Here is an 18,849-nt window from a genome sequence, read left to right as displayed (position 1 = left end):
TCGGTCGGGTGAGCGACGCCCCCATCGGCATCTTCGACTCCGGTGTCGGGGGCCTGACCGTGGCGCGGTCGATCCTCGACCAGCTGCCGCACGAGTCCACCCTGTACATCGGCGACACCCTCAACAGCCCTTACGGACCCAAGCCGCTGGCAGCGGTGCGGGCGCACTCTCTCGAGATCATGGACGACCTCGTCGACGCCGGGGTCAAGATGCTCGTCATCGCGTGCAACAGCGCGTCCGCCGCGGTGCTGCGCGACGCCCGCGAGCGGTACACGCTGCGCCGCGGCCTGCCGGTCGTCGAGGTCGTCCTGCCGGCGGCACGTCGTGCGGTCGCGGCGACGCGCAACGGACGCATCGGCGTCATCGGCACGCGGGCGACGATCGACTCGCGGGCCTACGACGACGCGTTCGCGGTCGCGGGCGTGGACCTGACGTCGCGCGCCTGCCCGCGCTTCGTGGAGCTCGTCGAGGCAGGGGTGACCTCGGGGCCGGACGCGCTCGCGACGGCGCACGAGTACCTCGACCCGGTCCGTGCGGCGGGCGTCGACACGCTCGTCCTGGGCTGCACGCACTACCCGCTGCTGACGGGCGTCATCTCCTACGTGATGGGGGACCAGGTCACGCTCGTGTCGAGCGCCGAGGAGACCGCCAAGGACGTCTACCGGACCCTCGTGGCGCACGGCCTCGAGCGCGACCCGGCGGCGGGCCCGGCGACGCACCGGTTCCTCGCGACGGGTGACCCCGGGTCGTTCGCGACGCTCGCGCGGCGCTTCCTCGGTCCGGAGGTCGAAGCGGTCGAGCCGAGGGGGGCGCTGCGATGAGGCTGGTCGTGCTGGGGTGTGCGGGGTCCTTCCCGGGACCGAGGTCGGCCGCGTCGTCGTACCTGGTGCAGGCCGAGGACGCCGAGGGGCGCACGTGGTCGGCCCTGCTGGACCTGGGCAACGGCGCGCTGGGGGCGCTGCAGCGCTGGGGTGACCCCGCGGCGCTCGACGTCGTCGCGCTGTCCCACCTGCACGCCGACCACGTCGCCGACATGGCCGTCCTCGGGGTGTACCGGCGCTACCGACCGGCCGGTCCGCTCCCGCGTGTCGCGGTCCACGGGCCCGAGGGCACGCTCGAGCGGCTGGGGCACATGTCCGGTGACGACCTCGCCGCCCACACCGGCGAGCAGTTCGACGTCCGCACGTGGCGCGCAGGCGAGCAGGTGCACGTCGGCCCGCTGACCCTCGAGCCGGTGCCCGTCGAGCATCCGGTGCCGGCGTTCGGCATCCGCGTGAGCGGGCCGTCGGAGGCCGACCCGGCACGCCGCGTCACGCTCGCCTACACCGGCGACACCGATGCGTGCGCGGGCCTCGACGACCTGGCCACCGGTGCCGACGTCCTGCTGGCCGAGGCCGCGTTCGTCGAGGGGCGCGACGACCACGTCCGCGGCATCCACCTGACCGGCCGTCGTGCGGGCGAGGCGGCGGCCCGCGGCGGCTCCCGCGCCCTCGTCCTGACGCACGTCCCCGCGTGGAACGACCCCGAGATCGCCCTGGCGGAGGCCCGCGCCGTGTACGACGGCCCGGTGACCCTCGCGGCCCCGGGCGCGACGTACTCGCTCTGACCGACCCGATCCGCCCGGCCCTCCCGCCGAGCGCGGTACCCGGCGGTCGAGCGCGCTACATACGAGCACCGCGTTCGACGGTCGAGTACCGCGCTCGATGAGGGCTGTGGATGGCGCTCACCGGCGGGGCGGCCGTCGTGCGACGGTGCGGGCCATGGACGGCGCAGCGATGGACAGGGCAGCGACCGGTCGGCGATCCGCGGTGTCGACGGGCGGGGCGTCCGCTCGGGGAGGTGCTGAGCGCGCTGCGGCCCTCGTCGGCGGGAGTGCTCCGGTTCCCCGGGGCGGGCGTGTCCCGGTCCTCGGCAGCAGGCGTGATGTGGCCCAAGGCCAGCCGGTTGCGTCTCCGCCCGTGCCGGTGCTCGTCCACGTCCACGGGCGCGAACGGTCGAGCGGCGTCGAGCCCGAGACGGTGCAGCGCATGGCGCGGGCCGGTCGTCTCGTGCGCGTGCGGCGCGGCACGTACGTCGGCGCCGAGGAGTTGCGAGAGCTGGACGACGACGCGCGGCACGTCGTCCAGGTCCAGGCCGTCCTCGCCGTCGCGAGCCGGCCACCGGTGTTCTCGCACTGGTCGGCCGCTGCCGTGCTGGGGCTACCGGTCGTCGGCCGTCACGACAGCGGCGTGCACGTCGTGCGGGAGCCCGCCGGTGGTGGCCGGTCGCACGGCGACGTCGTCCGGCATGCCGTCGCGGGCCGTGTCGACGTCACGGTCGTCGACGGGATCACGGTCACGTCCCCGGCGCGGACCGTCGTCGACCTCGCCCGGGCCGGCGGGGTCGTGGCGGGAGTGGCGGCCGGTGACGCCGCTGTGCGCCACGGCCTGGCGACCGTCGAGGAGCTGCATGCCGAGGTCGAGCGCGCAGGGCGGGGCCGTGGCGTCCGGGCGGCGCGCCGCACCGCTGCGCTCGTCGACGGGCGGTCGGAGTCACCGGGCGAGTCGTTGAGCCGGGTCCGCATGGCCGAGTGGGGTCTGGGTGCGCCCGTTCTCCAGCACGAGGTGCGGGACCGGCACGGGTTCGTCGGGCGCGTCGACTTCTGGTGGCCCGTGCACGGCGTGGTCGGGGAGTTCGACGGACGCACCAAGTACGGCTCCGGCGCGGCGGACGTGCTCTGGGAGGAGAAGCTGCGTGAGGACAGGCTCCGGGCCGCCGGTCTGCGTGTCGCGCGCTGGACCTGGCAGGACGCGTGGGCGGGCGGTCCGATGATCGCGCGTCTTCGCGCGGCGGGCGTGCGCTGACCACCGGCCGCCGTCCGGAGGTGCTCCGGCGAACGCGGCACCTCCCCGCCGAACGCGGCACCTCCCCGCCGAACGCGGCACCTCCCCGCCGAACGCGGTACTCGTTTGACCCGCGCTCGGCACGTGAGTGCCGCGCTCGGGGACGGGCGGCGGTGGGCCGGTTCGGAGGGTAGCGGTCGGGGACCGTAGGGTCGTGGGCATGGTGAGTGCCGGTGGGTCGAGTGCAGGTGTCGGGACGGTTGCGGGAGGCGGCGCGAGCGCCGGGGCTGTCGTGCGGGTCGACGGGCGGCGGCCGGACGAGCTGCGACCCGTGACGATCACGCGCCGGTTCCTCGACGCGGGGGAGGGCTCGGTGCTCGTGGAGTTCGGCGGCACCAAGGTGCTGTGCGTGGCGTCGTTCACCGAGGGCGTGCCGCGCTGGCGCAAGGGATCGGGCGAGGGCTGGGTGACGGCCGAGTACGCGATGCTGCCGCGGGCCACGAACAGCCGCTCGGACCGCGAGTCGGTGCGCGGCAAGGTCGGTGGCCGCACGCACGAGATCTCCCGGCTGGTCGGTCGCTCGCTGCGCGCGGTGATCGACGTCAGCGCGCTGGGCGAGAACACGATCGTGCTCGACTGCGACGTGCTGCAGGCCGACGGCGGCACGCGCACGGCCGCCATCACCGGCGCGTACGTCGCGCTCGCGGACGCCGTGGCGTGGGCCACCGAGAAGCGTCTGGTGAAGCCGGGGCGGCAGGTGCTGCGCGACTCCGTGGCGGCCGTGAGCGTCGGCATCGTCGACGGTGTCCCGGTCCTGGACCTGCCGTACGTGGAGGACGTCCGCGCCGAGACGGACATGAACGTGGTGACGACGGGCGCCGGCACGTTCGTCGAGGTGCAGGGCACCGCCGAGCAGGCGCCGTTCGCCCGCGCGGAGCTCGACGCGCTGCTCGACCTCGCCGTGGCGGGCACCGCGCAGCTCGCGGCGCTGCAGGCCGCCGTGCTGGCCGCCCCCGCGGGCGACGGCTCGGCGACGCGGGCCGCGGGCGCGGCCCCCGTCTCGTGACGGCACCCGACGCGCCCCGGGCCGTCGAGGTCCCGCCGGGCGCGCGCCTCGTCCTGGCGACGCACAACGCGCACAAGGTCGGCGAGCTGCGCGCGATCCTCGCGCCCGCGCTGCCGGAGCTCGACCCCGGCGCCGTGATCGGGGCGCGCGACGTGCACGCGCCCGAGCCGGTCGAGGACGGCGTGACGTTCGCGGAGAACGCCCTGATCAAGGCCCGCGCGCTCGCGGCCGCGACCGGACTGCCCGCGGTCGCCGACGACTCGGGTCTGAGCGTGGACGTGCTCGGTGGGGCGCCGGGGATCTTCTCGGCGCGCTGGGCGGGCCGCCACGGGGACGACGCCGCCAACCTCGCCCTGCTGCTCGCGCAGCTCGCCGACGTCCCGCCCGCGCACCGCGGGGCACGGTTCGTGTGCGCAGCGGCACTCGTGACGCCCGAGGGCACCGAGCACGTCGAGGTCGGGACGCTCGAGGGCACGCTGGCGGCAGCGCCGCGCGGCCAGCACGGCTTCGGCTACGACCCCGTGCTCGTGCCCCTGGGTGAGACCCGCACGTGCGCGGAGCTCACCCCGGAGGAGAAGAACGCGATCAGCCACCGCGGGCAGGCGTTCCGGGCGCTCGTGCCGCACCTCGTGGCGGCACTGCGGGCATGACCGCACCCACCGCGTCCCGACCCGGGGACGTGCAGCTCGTCGCCGAGGGCGTGTCGTTCGGCTACCCGGGCAGGCGCGTGCTGGACCGGCTCGACCTCACCGTGGCGCCGGGTGACCGCATCGGGCTGGTGGGGGAGAACGGGGCCGGCAAGACGACGCTCCTGGGCGTGCTGGCGGGCCGGCTCCACCCGCAGGAGGGGGCGGTGCGCCGGCACGGCACGCTCGCGGTCGTCGAGCAGGACCTGGCCTTCGGGGACGACGACACGATCGGCACGGTGATCGACTCGACCGCAGCGGCCGCACGGGCTGCCTCGGCGGAGCTGCAGACCGTCATCGACGGGTTCGACCACGACGCGGGCGACGTCGCGGCGCTGTCGGCGTCGATCGCCCGCTACGAGCACCTCGCGGCGTGGGACGTGGACCGGCGCGTCGACGAGGGTCTCTCGCGCCTGCAGGCGCCCCGGGACCGCGGGCGACGACTGCGCGAGCTGAGCGTGGGTGAGAGGTACCGGGTGCGCCTGGCGTGCCGACTCGCCGAGCGTGCCGACCTGCTGCTGCTCGACGAGCCCACCAACCACCTCGACGCGGACGGTGTCGCGCACCTCACCGCGCAGCTGCGGGGGTGGGTCGGGGGCGTCGTCATCGTCACGCACGACCGGCGGCTGCTCGACGACGTGATGACGGCGATCCTTGACATGGACCCGTCGATGGACGGGCGGCCCGTGCTGTACGGCGCGGCGCGCTACGCGGACTACCGCTTCGCACGCGACCAGATGCTGCGGCGCTGGCGTGCCCGCTACCGGGCCGAGCGCAAGCGCGCCCGCGTGCTGGCCGAGCGGCTCGACGCCTCCTACGAGGGGTTGTCCGACGAGTGGCGGCCGCCGAAGGGGTCGCAGGCGCACCGCCGCGCGACGCGGGCCAGGCAGCACGTCAAGGCTGCGGACCGGCTGATCGAGCGGCTCGAGGCGCAGGCGGTCGACGTGCCCGTGCCGCCCCCGGCGCTGCGCTTCCCGGACCTGCCGTCGGTGCCGCCCGCGTACGCGGGCGGGCCGCTGCTCGAGGTGCGCGGACCGCGCGTCGCCGGACGTCTGGACATGCCGGGCCGCCGTGTCGCGGTCATGCCCGCGGGTCGCCTCCTCGTCACTGGTCCCAACGGCGCGGGCAAGTCGACGCTGCTGGCCGCGCTGGTGGGCAGCGTCGGGCTGGACCGGGGGACCCGGACGGCGGCGGCCGGCGTGCGGTGGGGGGTGCTGGCGCAGGAGGGGCCGGGCGAGCACGCCACGCCGCCCGGTCGTTCGTCACCCACGGCCTTCGACGCGTACGCACGTCACGCGCTCGACCTGCTCGACGCCGGCGCGCTGGACCCCGACGCGCTGGTCCCCGTGGCCGCTCTGGGCCTGCTCACCGAGACGGACCTGGACCGCCCGCTGCGTGAGCTGTCGATCGGGCAGCGTCGTCGCTTCGACCTGGCGTGCGCGCTGCTCGCTGCGCCGCACGTCCTGGTGCTCGACGAGCCGACCAACCACCTGTCGGTCGGGCTGGTCGACGACCTGACGACCGCGCTGCGGGCGACGTCCGCGGCGGTGGTCGTCGCGACGCACGACCGGCAGCTGCGCACCGACCTCGCGGACTGGCCCCGGCTCGAGCTGGGCGGCTGACCCGAGGGCGGTCCGTCAGGGCAGGCGGCCCACCCACGCCATCGCCTGGCGCAGCAGCAGGCCCTGGCCGCCGTTCATCTCGACCTGCACGGCCTCGGTGCACGCCTCCTCGGGCGTGAGCCAGGCGAGGTCGAGCGCGTCCTGCTGGGGCCGGCAGTCGCCCGTGACGGGCACGACGTAGGCGAGGGACACCGCGTGCTGGCGAGGGTCGTGGTAGGGCGTGACGCCCGGTGTCGGGAAGTACTCGGCCACGGTGAACGGCTGCGGCGACGCGGGGACCTGGGGCAGCGCCACCGGTCCGAGGTCCTTCTCGATGTGCCGCAGCAGCGCGTCGCGGATCCGCTCGTGGTACATGACGCGGCCCGACACGAGTGCGCGGGACATGACGCCCTCGCGCGTCACGCGCAGCAGCAGGCCGACGGCGACGACGTCGCCGGACTCGTCGACGCGGACGGGGATCGCGTCGACGTACAGGATCGGCAGCTGGCTGCGGGCTGTCGCCATCTGGTCGGCCGACAGCCAGCCGGCGGGTCGCTCGGGGCCAGGGGGGAACTCGGCTGAGGCGGTCACCGTGCAGTTCTACCCCGTCCGTGGCCGGTGGGCCGCATCGCCTCGCGGCCGGGCGGGAGAGGGAATAGCCCTGCAGGGCGGGGCGCTGTAGCCATCGAACCCCGCAGGATGGAGAGACACCTATGGCTACCACCACGCTGACCGCCGACACGATCGCCGACACCATCAAGGACAACGAGATCGTCCTGGTGGACTTCTGGGCGTCGTGGTGCCCGCCGTGCCGCATGTTCGGCCCCGTCTTCGAGGCGTCGAGCGAGCTGCACCCCGAGATCGTGCACGCGAAGATCGACACGGAGGCCGAGCAGCAGCTGGCCGCGGAGCTCCAGATCAGCTCGATCCCGACGCTCATGGCGTTCCGGGACGGCGTCCTGGTGTACAACCAGGCAGGCGCGCTGCCGGCGCCGTCGCTCGAGCAGGTCGTCACGGCCGTCAAGGAGCTCGACATGGACGAGGTCCGGGCCAAGCTCGCGGAGCGCCAGGCGCAGGTCTGAGCAGGCTCCACACGCGGCGGAGGACCCGGACAGGGGCCTCCGCCGCTTCCAGTTGACGCGTGTCAACGAACTGTTAGCGTGGTGATCACAGACCGCACTCATCGCAGCACGGCCAACGGGGGCCGTGCGGGGAGCGTCGCGGTGCACAGCAACGGCGCAGTGCACCGTTCTCACAGGGCGGCACTCGCGCGCGCGACGCGCGAGCCGGTCGCCTGGGGGCATCACACCATGTCAACACAGTTCCGGACCCCACGGGGGTCCCAGATCCACCATGCCCGGAGCACGGTGAGCGCACCGTGGTCACGATCTCGGGTGGCGGCGTGCACGGCCCTCGCGCTCGGGATCGCCACCGCCCTCGTCGTCGTCCCGACGGACCGTTCCGCGGCCGCCGAGGGCGTCGTGGACGTCGGTGCGGGTGGCTACGCCGCGGCACCCGTCGGCCCGACGCCGGAGGGCTGCGACTCGGTCGAGGCCGACCCCCGCGCCGCGCTCACCGCGGACGCACCGACGGGTCCGCTGCCCACGAACGACTGGTGGTCGTCCCTGCTGTACAAGCGGCTCGACTGCCGCATGAGCGAGCCGCTGCACGCGCACCCGGCGTCCTACCAGCCCACGCCCGGGGGCCTCGGGCTGTCGGCCCCGCGCGAGGCGACCCTGTCGGGCACGCCCGGTGGGATCGGCGAGTTCCACTTCGGGTTCGAGCAGGACGTGGTGGTGGGCGTCGCGGGGCTCGACGCACCGACCGTGCAGGTCGCGGGCTGGACCGACTGGACGGTGACACCGTCGTGGTCGGACGGGACGCGCAGCCTGCGCGCGACGATCGGGCACGGGCTGCCCACCTCCTGGTACCACCTCCAGGGCGGTGACGCCCTGCTGACCTCCGCGCACGACGTGCGCGTCTGGGCGCGGGACGGCGCGACGCTCGGGTTCACCGCGAACGGGCACGACTACGCCGCGTTCGCGCCCACGGGCTCCTCGTGGCAGGTCTCGGGGTCGACGATGCGGTCCTCGCTCGCCGGCCGGGGATACCTCGCGGTCACGGCCCTCGCGACGGCCGCGGACGCCACGGACACCGACCGGGCAGCCGCGCTCGACGCCGTCGCCGACTCAGCGTTCGCCGAGGTCACCAGCACCGTCGCCGACTACACCTACGACGCGGCTCGCGCGGTCGTGCGCACGACCTACGAGATCGGGACCACGACGCTCGAGGGCTACGCCGACGGCGCGGTGGTCGCGCTGTACCCGCACCAGCAGCGCTACCTGACCGCCGTGGACGGGGACGAGCTCGACACCCCGTACCCGAGCCCGCGCGGCAAGATGACGGCGTACGCGGACACGACCTCGTTCACCACGACGACCCCGTTCACCGGCATCCTGCCGGAGATCCCCGCGGTCGCCACGTCGTCCGGCAGCGACCGCGCGACGCTCGACCGGCTCCTGGCGGAGGTCGCGGCCGACCCGCTGCCGATCCTGCGGGCCGACACCTACTGGACCGGCAAGGCGCTGGGCCGCGCCACCCGGATCGTCGAGATCGCCGACCAGCTGGGGGAGACCGAGATCCGCGACACGACGCTGGGTCTGGTCCGGGACACGCTCACCGAGTGGTTCACGGCGACGCCGGGCAAGAGCGAGCAGGTGTTCGCCTACGACGAGCGCTGGGGCACCCTCATCGGCTACCCGGCCTCCTACGGCTCGGACACCGAGCTCAACGACCACCACTTCCACTACGGCTACTTCATCGCGGCCGCCGCGACGCTCGCCCGGTTCGACCCGCAGTGGGCGTCCGACGAGCAGTACGGCGGCATGGTGGACCTGCTGATCCGCGACGCCAACGGGTACGACCGGGCGGAGACCCGCTTCCCGTACCTGCGTGACTTCGACATCTACGCCGGTCACGACTGGGCCTCCGGGCACGGCGCGTTCGCTGCGGGCAACAACCAGGAGTCGAGCTCCGAGGGGCAGAACTTCGCCGGGGCCCTCGTGCAGTGGGGCGAGGCGACCGGTGACACGGCGGTCCGGGACGCCGGCGCCTACCTGTACGCGACGCAGGCCGCGACGATCCAGGAGTACTGGTTCGACCAGGCCGGCGCGATCCCGGAGGGCTTCGGCCACACGACGCTGGGGATGGTGTGGGGCGACGGCGGGACGTACTCGACGTGGTTCTCCGGCGAGGCCGAGATGATCCAGGGCATCAACACGCTGCCCATCACCGGGTCGCACCTCTACCTGGGCATCCGGCCGGACGACGTCGTGTCCAACTACGCCGAGCTCGTCGACACGAACGGCGGCAGGCCGACCGTGTGGCAGGACATCCTGTGGAGCTACCTCGCGCTCGGTGACGGCGAGGAGGCGCTCCGGCAGCTCCGCGCGGACCCCGGCTACCCCGTCGAGGAGGGCGAGTCGCGCGCGCACACGTTCCACTGGGTGGCCAACCTCGCGGCACTGGGCAACCTCGACACCACGGTGCGCGGGTCGAGCCCGCTGTCCGCGGTGTTCGTCAAGGACGGTCGACGCACCTACGTGGCGGCCAACGTGACGTCGCGGGCACGCACGGTGACGTTCGGCGACGGGACGCGTCTCGAGGTCCCCGCCGGCCGCACGGTGACAGCCGGTGCCTTCTCGTGGTCCGGCGGCGGTGCCGTCGGCGGACCGGGTGAGCCGACGCCGACGGTGACGCCGAAGCCCACGGCGACGCCCACTCGCACGGCGACCCCCAAGCCCACGGCGACCGCGACGCCCAAGCCGACGGTGACCCCGAAGCCGACGGCGACGCCCACCGCGACCCCGAAGCCCACGGGGACCCCGACCCCCACGGTGACCCCGAAGCCGACCGACGGACTCGTGCTCGCCTTCGGTGGGAACGGCAGGCTCGTACCGGCTCCCGGCAGCCCGGGGACGATCCAGCTGGCGCCCTCCCGCGGGATCGACACGGCGAGCGAGCCGCCGGATGCGGTCGTCATGCAGGCCACCGGGCTGACGGCGAGGACGACCGGCGGGGCGACCGCGTTCGACATCGCTCTGGACGCCGGGAACCGCGTCGGCAACGGCACACGGGTCTCGGTGCAGTACGACCTGACGGGTGACGGCACGTGGGACCGCGTCGAGGTGTACCGGTACTTCGCGACGGATCCCGTGCCGGGTGCCGAGCGGTACACGCACCTCGCGGGTCTGGACAGGGCCACGGGCGCCCTCGGTGACCTGAGGGGCGGGACCGTGCGGGTCGCGCTGTGGAACGCGATCGGCAGCTCGTCGACGTCGGTCGGCGTGGGCGACTCGGTGCTCACGCTGCCCTTCCGCTGAGGAACGCACGACAGCGGGGCCGGGGCGCGTGCGCCCCGGCCCCGTGGTGCGGGAGGCGGGAGTCGAACCCGCACGCCCTTGCGGGCACCAGGACCTAAACCTGGCGTGGCTGCCGTTTCACCACTCCCGCGTGCGCCCCGAGTCTGGCACGCGCGCCTCGCCCGGGGCCTCCCTCAGTCGATGCCGAGGTCGCGGCGCAGCTTGGCCACGTGGCCCGTCGCCCGGACGTTGTACTGCGCGAGCGCGACCGTCCCCTGCGGGTCGACGACCACTGTGGAGCGGATCACGCCGGTGTACGTGCGCCCGTAGTTCGTCTTCTCGCCCCACGCACCCCAGGCCTCGAGGGTCTCGTGGTCGGGGTCGGAGAGCAGGGGGAACGTCAGGCCCTCGTGCTCCGCGAACGCCGTCAGCTTGTCGAGCGGGTCGGGTGAGACGCCGACGACCGCGTAGCCGGCGGCCGTGAGCGGGGCCAGCGAGTCGCGGAAGTCGCACGCCTGCTTCGTGCACCCGGGGGTGCCCGCCGCGGGGTAGAAGTACACGACGACCGAGCGGCCGCGCAGGTCCTTCAGGGAGACCCGGTCACCGGTCGTGCTGGGGAGCGTGAGGTCGGGCGCCGGGTCTCCGACGGTGAGGCGAGGCACGGGTTCACTCCTGCGGGTCGGGGACGGGGGACGACCTGCGCCAGCCTAGATCGCCGGGGGGTACCGTCGGCGACGTGAGTGCATCGAGCGAGACACCCCGGACCGACACCGCCCGGGACCTGCCCCTGCGCATGCTCAACGACCGGCTCCTCGTCGAGCTGGACGACGACGCCGCCGAGCGTCGCACGGGCGGCGGGATCCTGATCCCGGCCACGGCCGCGATGGGCAAGCGTCTGGCGTGGGCGAACGTCGTCGCCGCGGGGGAGCACGTGCGGCAGGTGGCGGTCGGCGACCGGGTCCTCTTCGACCCTGAGGACAGGGCCGAGGTCGAGCTGTCCGGTCGCACGTACCTGCTGCTGCGTGAGAAGGATGTGCACGGAGTTGCGGACCCGCGGGCCGGGGGCGAGGGCACCGGCCTCTACCTGTGATCCGCGACACGTCTGTCCGACGTGCCCGAGCTCGCCCCTCGTCGATCTCAGCAACGGAGCGTATCTTCCGGTGCAGCACGGGGGACGAGATCCACGGTTCCACGAGACGAGGTCGACCATGCAGCAGCGCAGCGTGCCCGACGCGGGAGCGAGCGGCCCGGAGCCGGTGCCGGCTGCGGCCGACGACACCGTCGTGGTCCTGGGCGTGGACGCGGCCCGGCACGCGCAGGAGCTGCTGGCGGAGCACGTGCCGCTGACGTTGCTGGTCGACCTGATGGCCCCGACGGGCGAGACCTCCGCCGAGCTCCTCGAGAAGGAGGGTCTGCCGGACGACCCGTGGTGGCACCCCTCGAGCCAGGAGCAGCGTCCGGACGCGTGAGCGTCGTCACAGAGGGCGCCTGAGGGGTCATCCGGTTCGCACCCGGCCCCGCGGTCCTGCTAATCTCTTCGAGCCGCGCGCCTCTAGCTCAACTGGCAGAGCAGCTGACTCTTAATCAGCGGGTTCCGGGTTCGAGTCCCGGGGGGCGTACCCCGCACGAAGCCCCGTCAGGTCCGTCCTGACGGGGCTTCGTCGTTCTCTCCCCACACCGTGGCAGGCTCCTCGGCGGGCGTGCTGCCGCGCGTCACGCCACGATGAACCGACCCGGGTGGACGGAGGAGTCATGGCTGAGGAGACGGACCGCTACGACGTGGTGGTCCTGGGTGCCGGCGCGGTGGGGGAGAACGTCGCGGACCGTGCCTCGCGCACCGGGCTGAGCGTGGCCGTGGTCGAGCCCGCGCTGGTCGGGGGGGAGTGCTCGTACTGGGCCTGCATGCCGTCGAAGGCGCTGCTCCGACCGGGAGACGCGCTGGCGGCCGCGCAGGCGGTGCCCGGGGCGGACGCCGCGGTCACCGGCCGGCTCGACCCCGCGGCCGTGCTCGCACGGCGCGACGAGGTCGCTGCCCACTGGGACGACGCGGGGCAGGTCGCGTGGGTCGAGGGCGCCGGTCTGACGCTGCTGCGCGGTCACGCCCGCTTCACCGGACCACGCACCCTGGTCGTCGACGGCGCGGACGGCACGGAGCGCGTCGTGGCGGCACGCTGTGCCGTCGTCGTCGCCACCGGCTCGCTGCCGGTGGTTCCCGAGGTGTTCGCGGACGTGCGGCCGTGGACGAGCCGTGAGGCGACGTCGGCGCACCGGGTCCCCGCACGCCTCGCCGTGGTCGGGGGCGGTGTCGTGGCCACCGAGCTGGCGACCGCCTTCGCGGACCTGGGCAGCGACGTGACGGTGCTGGTGCGCGGCGGACGCCTGCTCGCGGGGGCGGAGCCGTTCGCGGGGGAGGCCGTGGCGCGGGCACTTGCCGGCCGGGGCGTGCGCGTCGTGCTGGGCGCGACGGTGACGTCGGCCGTCCGCGACGACGCCGGGGTGCACCTGGGGGTCGAGCACCGGCCTGGTGACGGTGCTGGGAGCGACGCGGGGGCACCCGAGCGACTGACGGCGGACGAGGTGCTCGTCGCGACCGGGCGACGGCCGGCGACCGACGACCTCGGGCTCGAGACCCTGGGTCTGCGCCCTGGCCGTGCGCTCGACGTCGACGACCGCCTCCAGGTCGCCGGGGTCGACGGCGGGTGGCTGTTCGCGGCCGGTGACGTGACCGGCCGCACCGCGACGACGCACCAGGGCAAGTACGACGCCCGGGTGGTCGGTGACGTGATCGCGGCCCGGTTCGACCCGCGTCCGGCGGACGCCGACGATGCCGTCGCAGGGCCGTCCCGGCAGGCCGAGGCCGCCGCGGGGCCCTGGTCGCGGTACCGAGCGACGGCCGACACGGCCGCCGTTCCGCAGGTGGTGTTCACGCGCCCGCAGGTCGCGTGGGTCGGCCGCACGCAGGAGCAGGCGGAGCGTGCGGGCCTGGACGTCGAGGTGCTCACGTACGAGCTGGGCGACCTCGCCGCCGCGACGGTCACGGCCGTCGGGTACGAGGGTCGCGCACAGCTCGTCGTCGACACCCGGCGTGACGTCGTCGTCGGGGCGACCTTCGTGGGCCCGGACGTCGCGGACATGCTGCACGCCGCGACCATCGCCGTCGTGGGGGAGGTCCCGCTCTCCCGCCTGTGGCACGCGGTGCCGTCGTACCCGACGCTCAGCGAGGTGTGGCTGCGGCTGCTGGAGGCGGCGGGCCGCTGAGCGCGGCTCCCGCCGCCCGTGCGCTCCTCAGTCGCGTGGGGCCAGTGAGCCGTCGGACGACGTGACCAGGCCCACGGCCGCGTCGCCCTGCCGGACGGCCTGACCGATCAGAGCGAAGTCGTAGGACTTGAACTCCCCGACCGTCAGTCCGTACGTCTCCTCGAGCCCGACCTGGCAGAACGGCCGCTCCGGGCACTCGGGCGGGCCCGCGAGCACGACGCCGCCGCACGCTGCGGCCAGGTCCGACAGCGTGGTCAGGTCGTGCGCCGCCGCGAACTCGGCGGTGACGGCGAACGCGTTCTGGTCCTGTGCGGCCGAGGCGGCACCCATCACGACGCCGCTCTGCTCGGCGAGGGGGGTCAGCGCTGCCACCGTCTCGTCGACGTCGCTCGACGCGACGGGCGCCGCGTCGGCACCGTTGACCTGGGCGTTGAGGTAGGTGGCCAGGGTCGCGGCGTACTCCGGGACGACGGCGACGTCGCCGGACTGCAGCGCGGGCAGGTACGTTTCGCGTGCACCCACGGTCTGGGCCTGCGTCTCGAAGCCAGCGCTGCGCAGCACCTGCGCGTAGATCTCCGCCAGGGTGATGCTCTCGGAGAAGTTGGCGGCACCGACGGTCAGGCTCGTGCCCGTCCCGAGCGACGGGTCGGACGCCTGCAGGGACTCGTCCTCCACGAACTGCGCAGCCACCTCGGCCGGTGTGCGCCGCTCGACGTCGACGGACCGGTTGAGCTCGATGAGCCGGTCCGTGTCGAGAGCGGCCGAGACGGCGTCGAGCAGCTCGACCACCTCCGGGTGGTCGGCCGCGACCTGGGCGTTGACGGCCGGGATGACGTTGTCGGCGTTCTGCAGGCCCTTGTCGTCCTCGAGCACGACGAGCGTCTCGCCCGCGACGGGCTCGCACGCCGGTGGGCCTCCGGCCGCGCTCGTCGGGTCGGGCTCGGCCTGCCCGCCGCCTGATCCGGGTGTCCCGCAGGCGCCGAGGGCGAGGACGGCGGCGGCCAGGACGCCGATCGTGCGGCTGCGCGAGCTGGTGCGCATCGGGGGTCTCCTGTCAGAGGTGCGGCATGAGGTCGGGTGCGGCGGCCGGTCCGCCGCGCGCGGCGAGGAGTAGGGCGGTCACGGAGACTGCGCGGTCTCATTCGAACCGCGGCGGGCGCCGAGGGCAACCGGGAGCCGCGGGCGCTGCCCGCCGGTGCGCCCGTCCCCGTCCGCGTCGCGGGCGCGGTGCCGGAGCCCGGCCGGCGTCACGGCGCGTTGCAGGAGCGCGAGGAGCCCTTCGACCAGCAGGCACAGCGCGGCCACGAGGAATCCTCCGGCCAGGGCCTTGCCGTAGCGCTGGGTCGCGAAGCCGCTCACCACGATGGTGCCCAGGCTCGTGCCCCCGACCAGCGCGGCGAGCGGGACCGTCGCGAGCACCTGGACCGCGCCCGTGCGGATGCCGGCGGCGACGAGCGGCACGGCGAGCGGCACCTCGACCGACCACAGCACGCGCGTGCCGGACATCCCCAGCCCGCGCGCGGCGTCGCGCGCGTCGGGGTCGACGCCGCCGACACCCGTCACGGCGTTCGCGAGGATCGGCGGGACCGCGAAGACGGCGCACGCCAGGGCGGTGGCCGTGCTCCCGAACCAGCCGGTCGCGGCGAGCAGGGTGAGTAGCGCGAGCGTCGGCAGCGCGCGTGTGGTGTTGGCGACGACGACTCCGACGGTCGCCCCGCGCCCGCGGTGACCGAGCCAGAGCCCGGTCGGCAGCGCCACGAGGAGCGCGATCGCGACGGCGACGGCCGAGACCTCGAGGTGCGTGCGGGTCAGCGCGAGGATGCCCTGCCTGCCCGACCAGTTCAGGGGGTCGTTCAGCCAGCGGAGCGCCTCGGTCAGGACGTCCACGGCGCCTCCTGCGGGGTGCCGTGCGGCGCGTCCGTGGTCCGCGAGGTGCGGCGCCAGGGCGTCAGGGCCCGGCCGAGCAGCGTGAGCGCGAGGTCCGCCACGAGCGCGAGGAGGAGGCACAGCACCGTGGCCGTCATGATCTCGGCGTGGTAGCCGCTGCGGAAGCCACGGAACATCAGCTGGCCGAGCCCGCCGTACCCGACGACGACACCCACCGTGACCAGCGCGACCGTGCTGACCGTCGCCAGGCGCAGGCCCGTCACCATCGCGGGGACCGCCTGCGGCAGCTCGACCCCGAGCAGGAGGCGCAGCCGTCCGTAGCCCATGCCGCGCGCCGCGTCGAGCACCGCGGGGTCGACGCCCTGCAGCCCGACGAGCACGTTGCGCACGAGCACGAGCAGCGCGTACACGACGAGCCCGATGAGCACGGTGGTGCGGCCGATCCCGGTGACGGGCGCCAGGACGGCGAACAGCGCCAGCGACGGGATCGTGTAGAGCACCCCCGTCGAGGCCAGCACCGGGCCGGCGAGCCGCGGCCGGACGTGGGCGAGCGCCGCGAGCGGGAGGGCCACGACCAACGCGATCACCACGGCCTGGACCGTCAGCGACGCGTGCTGCTGGGTGTGGCGCAGCACGTCGGCACCGTTGCGCTCGAGGTAGTCCCACGAGAACCACGGGTTGGCGGCGGCCGCGAGGACCGGTCCGGACGGCATGCGCTCGAACCTACTGACGGGCACCGACAGCCGCGCGCGGGACGGCCCGCCGGGCGGGTGTCGGTGGCGCCCGCTAGCGTCGCTGACCGTGACGACCTCCGTACCGCGACCCGACGGGACCGTGGCCGGGCAGGCGACCTCCGGAGGTGCCGACGACCTCGCGGTCGCCATCCGGTTCGAGTCCGTGCGCAAGGAGTACGCGGGGTCGGTCGCGGTCGACGACCTGTCGCTCGCCGTGCGTGAGCGCGAGCTGCTCGTCCTCGTCGGTCCCTCCGGGTGCGGCAAGTCGACGACGCTGCGGATGGCCAACCGCCTCGTCGAGCCGACCGCGGGCCGCATCGTGCTGGGTGACGAGGACGTCACCGACGTCGACCCCGTCGCGCTGCGCCGCCGCATCGGGTACGTCATCCAGAACGTCGGGCTCTTCCCGCACCGCACGGTCGAGCAGAACGTGGCGACCGTGCCGGCGCTGCTGGGGTGGGACCGCCGGCGCACGCGCGAGCGCGTCGCCGAGCTGCTCACGCTGGTGGGGCTCGAGCCCGCGAGGTACGCGCGCCGGTGGCCGCACGAGCTGTCGGGAGGGGAGCGGCAGCGCGTCGGCGTGGCGCGGGCCCTCGCGACGGACCCGCCCGTGCTGCTCATGGACGAGCCGTTCGGGGCCGTCGACCCGGTGGGCCGCGCCCGCCTGCAGCAGGAGTTCATCCGGTTGCAGCGCGACCTGGGCACGACGGTGATGATGGTGACGCACGACATTGACGAGGCCGTGCGCATGGCCGACCGCGTCGTCGTCCTGAGCCGGGGCGCGCGCGTCGAGCAGCTGGCGCCCCCGCTCGAGATCGTCGCGCGGCCCGCGTCCGCGGCCGTGGCGGACCTGGTGGGTCGCGGCAGGACGGCCCGCCTGCTGGCTCTGGGCAGGCTCGAGCGCGCCGACCTCGACGACCCGCCGCGCGGCGACGGCACGACGTCCGCGCCCACGCCCGGGCGGACGGTGCGGCTCGGTGCGGAGCTCGGTGACGTCGTCACGGCCCTCGCCGCCGCCGTCGACACCCCGGACGGCGGCGTCGTGGACGTGCTGGACGGCGCGGGTCACCCCGTGGGAACGGCCTCGGCCGGCACCGTCGTGCGGGCGCTGCACCGTCTCACCACCGCCGACCCCGGACCCGCCTGACGCGGCAGCGGTCGACCCGCGGCCGCTGCGGCCCCCCGCGCGGGGGCGACGCGTCGCCCGCCCGTCACCTGCGCGGAGCGTGCCCGTCACACGGCGTGGGTACAGTGCGAGGCGTGAGCGAACCCACCGCACGCCTTGCCCTCGCCACGTGCGCCCAGCTGCCGCAGCTCGACCCGGACGACGTCCCGCTGCGCGCCGCGCTGGCCGAGCGCGGCGTCCCCACGGACGTCGTCGTCTGGGACGACCCGACGGTGGACTGGTCGGCCTACCCGCACGTCCTCATCCGCTCGACCTGGGACTACACGGACCGGCCCACCCAGTTCGCCGACTGGACCCGACGCGTCGAGCGCACGTCGCAGCTGCTCAACCCTGCCGACGTCGTGGCCTGGAACATCGACAAGACCTACCTGCGCGACCTCGAGCAGCGGGGCATCCCGATCGTCCCCACGATCTGGCTCGACCCCGAGCGCAACCTCGACGCGCGCGCGATCCACACGCGCTTCCCCGCCTTCGGGGACTTCGTCATCAAGCCGACGGTCAGCGCGGGCTCGCGCGACACCGGCCGCTACGACGCGGGCCAGACGCCGTCCCGCTCCCTGGCCATCACGCACGCCAAGAACCTGCTGGCGGTCGGTCGGCGGGTCATGCTGCAGCGGTACCTCACCCGGGTCGACACGCAGGGCGAGAGCGCGCTGGTGTACGTCGACGGCGAGTTCAGCCACTCCGTGCGCAAGGAGCCGCTGCTGGAGGGGCCGTACCGGGCGGGGGAGAAGGAAGGCGTGCTCTTCCGCGAGCGCGTGCTGGCCGCGCGCGACGTGAGCGAGCAGGAGCGTGCGGTCGGCGACCTCGTCGTCGCGGAGCTCGGCAAGGTGTTCCCCGACCGCGCGCCCCTGCTGTACACGCGCGTCGACCTCATCCCGGACGACGAGGGACGGCCGGTCGTCCTGGAGGTCGAGCTGGCGGAGCCGTCGCTGTTCTTCGAGCACGCCCCCGGGTCGGCCGAGCGGTTCGCGGACGCCGTCGTCGCACGGCTGTGACGCGTCTCGCACACTCTCGGGTGCGCCAGGGCGCGAATGCGTGACGAAGGCCGGCGCGGCACCGGCTACACTCATCGTCGGCCCGGCGCTCGCGTCGGACCAGGTGCAGCACCGTCGCATCCCTCGGGATACGGCGGTCCGTGCCACGGTGGCTATAGCTCAGCTAGGTAGAGCACCTGGTTGTGGTCCAGGGGGTCGCGGGTTCAAGTCCCGTTAGCCACCCACCTAGTGCAGGCCCGTGACCTGCGGT

The 18,849-nt window shown here is 74.5% G+C and carries 18 protein-coding genes and 3 tRNA genes; 15 read left to right on the top strand and 6 right to left on the bottom strand.

Features of this window, described 5'->3' with window-relative positions; all coding sequences use genetic code 11:
• Positions 1 to 8 precede the first annotated feature (8 nt).
• The 6 genes from murI (at position 9) to IR158_RS08175 (ending at position 6,196) form a co-directional block, all read left to right on the top strand.
• The gene (murI, locus tag IR158_RS08200) at positions 9 to 821 is read left to right on the top strand and encodes a glutamate racemase (protein WP_291811855.1); all 813 of its coding nucleotides are present in this window, start codon (positions 9 to 11) and stop codon (positions 819 to 821) included.
• A complete protein-coding gene (locus IR158_RS08195) occupies positions 818 to 1,606 on the top strand; it encodes an MBL fold metallo-hydrolase (RefSeq protein ID WP_291811852.1) in 789 nt (262 codons plus the stop codon). The genes murI and IR158_RS08195 overlap by 4 nt, the downstream gene beginning before the upstream one ends.
• Positions 1,607 to 1,958: 352 nt before the next feature.
• On the top strand, positions 1,959 to 2,843 hold the full coding sequence (locus IR158_RS08190) for a type IV toxin-antitoxin system AbiEi family antitoxin domain-containing protein (protein ID WP_291811849.1): 885 nt from the start codon (positions 1,959 to 1,961) through the stop codon (positions 2,841 to 2,843).
• A gap of 271 nt (positions 2,844 to 3,114) precedes the next feature.
• The gene (gene rph, locus IR158_RS08185) at positions 3,115 to 3,888 is read left to right on the top strand and encodes a ribonuclease PH (RefSeq protein WP_291812146.1); all 774 of its coding nucleotides are present in this window, start codon (positions 3,115 to 3,117) and stop codon (positions 3,886 to 3,888) included.
• On the top strand, positions 3,885 to 4,538 hold the full coding sequence (gene rdgB, locus IR158_RS08180) for an RdgB/HAM1 family non-canonical purine NTP pyrophosphatase (RefSeq protein ID WP_291811846.1): 654 nt from the start codon (positions 3,885 to 3,887) through the stop codon (positions 4,536 to 4,538). The genes rph and rdgB overlap by 4 nt, the downstream gene beginning before the upstream one ends.
• Complete coding sequence (locus IR158_RS08175; protein WP_291811841.1) at positions 4,535 to 6,196, top strand: ATP-binding cassette domain-containing protein; 1,662 nt, start codon at positions 4,535 to 4,537, stop codon at positions 6,194 to 6,196. The genes rdgB and IR158_RS08175 overlap by 4 nt, the downstream gene beginning before the upstream one ends.
• Positions 6,197 to 6,211: 15 nt before the next feature.
• Here the strand turns inward: IR158_RS08175 and IR158_RS08170 are convergent, their stop codons facing one another.
• Positions 6,212 to 6,766: an NUDIX hydrolase family protein gene (locus IR158_RS08170; protein WP_291811838.1), complete on the bottom strand. Its 555-nt coding sequence runs from the start codon at positions 6,764 to 6,766 to the stop codon at positions 6,212 to 6,214.
• Positions 6,767 to 6,888: 122 nt separating this feature from the next.
• Between IR158_RS08170 and trxA the strand changes: the two genes are divergently transcribed.
• Together trxA and IR158_RS08160 are read left to right on the top strand one after the other, a co-directional pair.
• On the top strand, positions 6,889 to 7,257 hold the full coding sequence (gene trxA / locus IR158_RS08165; protein WP_291811836.1) for a thioredoxin: 369 nt from the start codon (positions 6,889 to 6,891) through the stop codon (positions 7,255 to 7,257).
• Positions 7,258 to 7,569: 312 nt separating this feature from the next.
• Positions 7,570 to 10,557, top strand: a complete 2,988-nt coding sequence (locus IR158_RS08160; protein WP_291811833.1) for a glycosyl hydrolase — start codon at positions 7,570 to 7,572, stop codon at positions 10,555 to 10,557.
• Between the two features lie 44 nt (positions 10,558 to 10,601).
• Here IR158_RS08160 and IR158_RS08155 read toward each other — a convergent pair.
• Positions 10,602 to 10,687: transfer RNA gene (locus IR158_RS08155), tRNA-Leu, on the bottom strand.
• 43 nt (positions 10,688 to 10,730) lie between these two features.
• Positions 10,731 to 11,198, bottom strand: a complete 468-nt coding sequence (gene bcp, locus IR158_RS08150; protein WP_291811830.1) for a thioredoxin-dependent thiol peroxidase — start codon at positions 11,196 to 11,198, stop codon at positions 10,731 to 10,733.
• A gap of 131 nt (positions 11,199 to 11,329) precedes the next feature.
• Here bcp and IR158_RS08145 point away from each other — a divergent pair, with 131 nt between their 5' ends.
• The 4 genes from IR158_RS08145 to IR158_RS08130 all read left to right on the top strand — a co-directional run bounded on the left by IR158_RS08145 (position 11,330) and on the right by IR158_RS08130 (position 13,794).
• Positions 11,330 to 11,626: a co-chaperone GroES gene (locus IR158_RS08145; RefSeq protein ID WP_291812144.1), complete on the top strand. Its 297-nt coding sequence runs from the start codon at positions 11,330 to 11,332 to the stop codon at positions 11,624 to 11,626.
• Positions 11,627 to 11,744: 118 nt separating this feature from the next.
• Positions 11,745 to 12,005 (top strand): hypothetical protein, encoded by a 261-nt coding sequence (locus IR158_RS08140; protein ID WP_291811827.1) that lies wholly within the window; start codon positions 11,745 to 11,747, stop codon positions 12,003 to 12,005.
• Between the two features lie 77 nt (positions 12,006 to 12,082).
• Positions 12,083 to 12,155, top strand: a tRNA-Lys gene (locus tag IR158_RS08135).
• 133 nt (positions 12,156 to 12,288) lie between these two features.
• Positions 12,289 to 13,794 carry an NAD(P)/FAD-dependent oxidoreductase gene (locus IR158_RS08130; protein WP_291811824.1) on the top strand — a complete coding sequence of 502 codons (1,506 nt, stop codon included), beginning with the start codon at positions 12,289 to 12,291 and terminating at the stop codon, positions 13,792 to 13,794.
• 27 nt (positions 13,795 to 13,821) lie between these two features.
• On the opposite strand, the gene IR158_RS08125 is transcribed toward IR158_RS08130, so the two are convergent.
• The 3 genes from IR158_RS08125 to IR158_RS08115 form a co-directional block, all read right to left on the bottom strand.
• A complete protein-coding gene (locus IR158_RS08125; protein WP_291811821.1) occupies positions 13,822 to 14,835 on the bottom strand; it encodes a glycine betaine ABC transporter substrate-binding protein in 1,014 nt (337 codons plus the stop codon).
• 78 nt (positions 14,836 to 14,913) lie between these two features.
• On the bottom strand, positions 14,914 to 15,681 hold the full coding sequence (locus IR158_RS08120) for an ABC transporter permease (protein WP_291811818.1): 768 nt from the start codon (positions 15,679 to 15,681) through the stop codon (positions 14,914 to 14,916).
• Complete coding sequence (locus IR158_RS08115) at positions 15,669 to 16,394, bottom strand: ABC transporter permease (RefSeq protein WP_291811814.1); 726 nt, start codon at positions 16,392 to 16,394, stop codon at positions 15,669 to 15,671. The genes IR158_RS08120 and IR158_RS08115 overlap by 13 nt, the downstream gene beginning before the upstream one ends.
• A 169-nt stretch (positions 16,395 to 16,563) precedes the next feature.
• Here IR158_RS08115 and IR158_RS08110 point away from each other — a divergent pair, with 169 nt between their 5' ends.
• From IR158_RS08110 to IR158_RS08100, 3 genes are all read left to right on the top strand, one after another.
• Positions 16,564 to 17,562 carry an ABC transporter ATP-binding protein gene (locus tag IR158_RS08110; RefSeq protein WP_291812141.1) on the top strand — a complete coding sequence of 333 codons (999 nt, stop codon included), beginning with the start codon at positions 16,564 to 16,566 and terminating at the stop codon, positions 17,560 to 17,562.
• Between the two features lie 113 nt (positions 17,563 to 17,675).
• Positions 17,676 to 18,599 carry a hypothetical protein gene (locus IR158_RS08105; RefSeq protein WP_291811812.1) on the top strand — a complete coding sequence of 308 codons (924 nt, stop codon included), beginning with the start codon at positions 17,676 to 17,678 and terminating at the stop codon, positions 18,597 to 18,599.
• A gap of 148 nt (positions 18,600 to 18,747) precedes the next feature.
• Positions 18,748 to 18,821 (top strand) — tRNA-His (locus IR158_RS08100).
• Positions 18,822 to 18,849 lie beyond the last annotated feature (28 nt).

The sequence above is a fragment of the Cellulomonas sp. genome, from assembly GCF_015234515.1.
In the GTDB taxonomy this organism is placed as follows: domain Bacteria; phylum Actinomycetota; class Actinomycetes; order Actinomycetales; family Cellulomonadaceae; genus Cellulomonas.
This window is presented reverse-complemented; position numbering and strand designations above follow the sequence as displayed.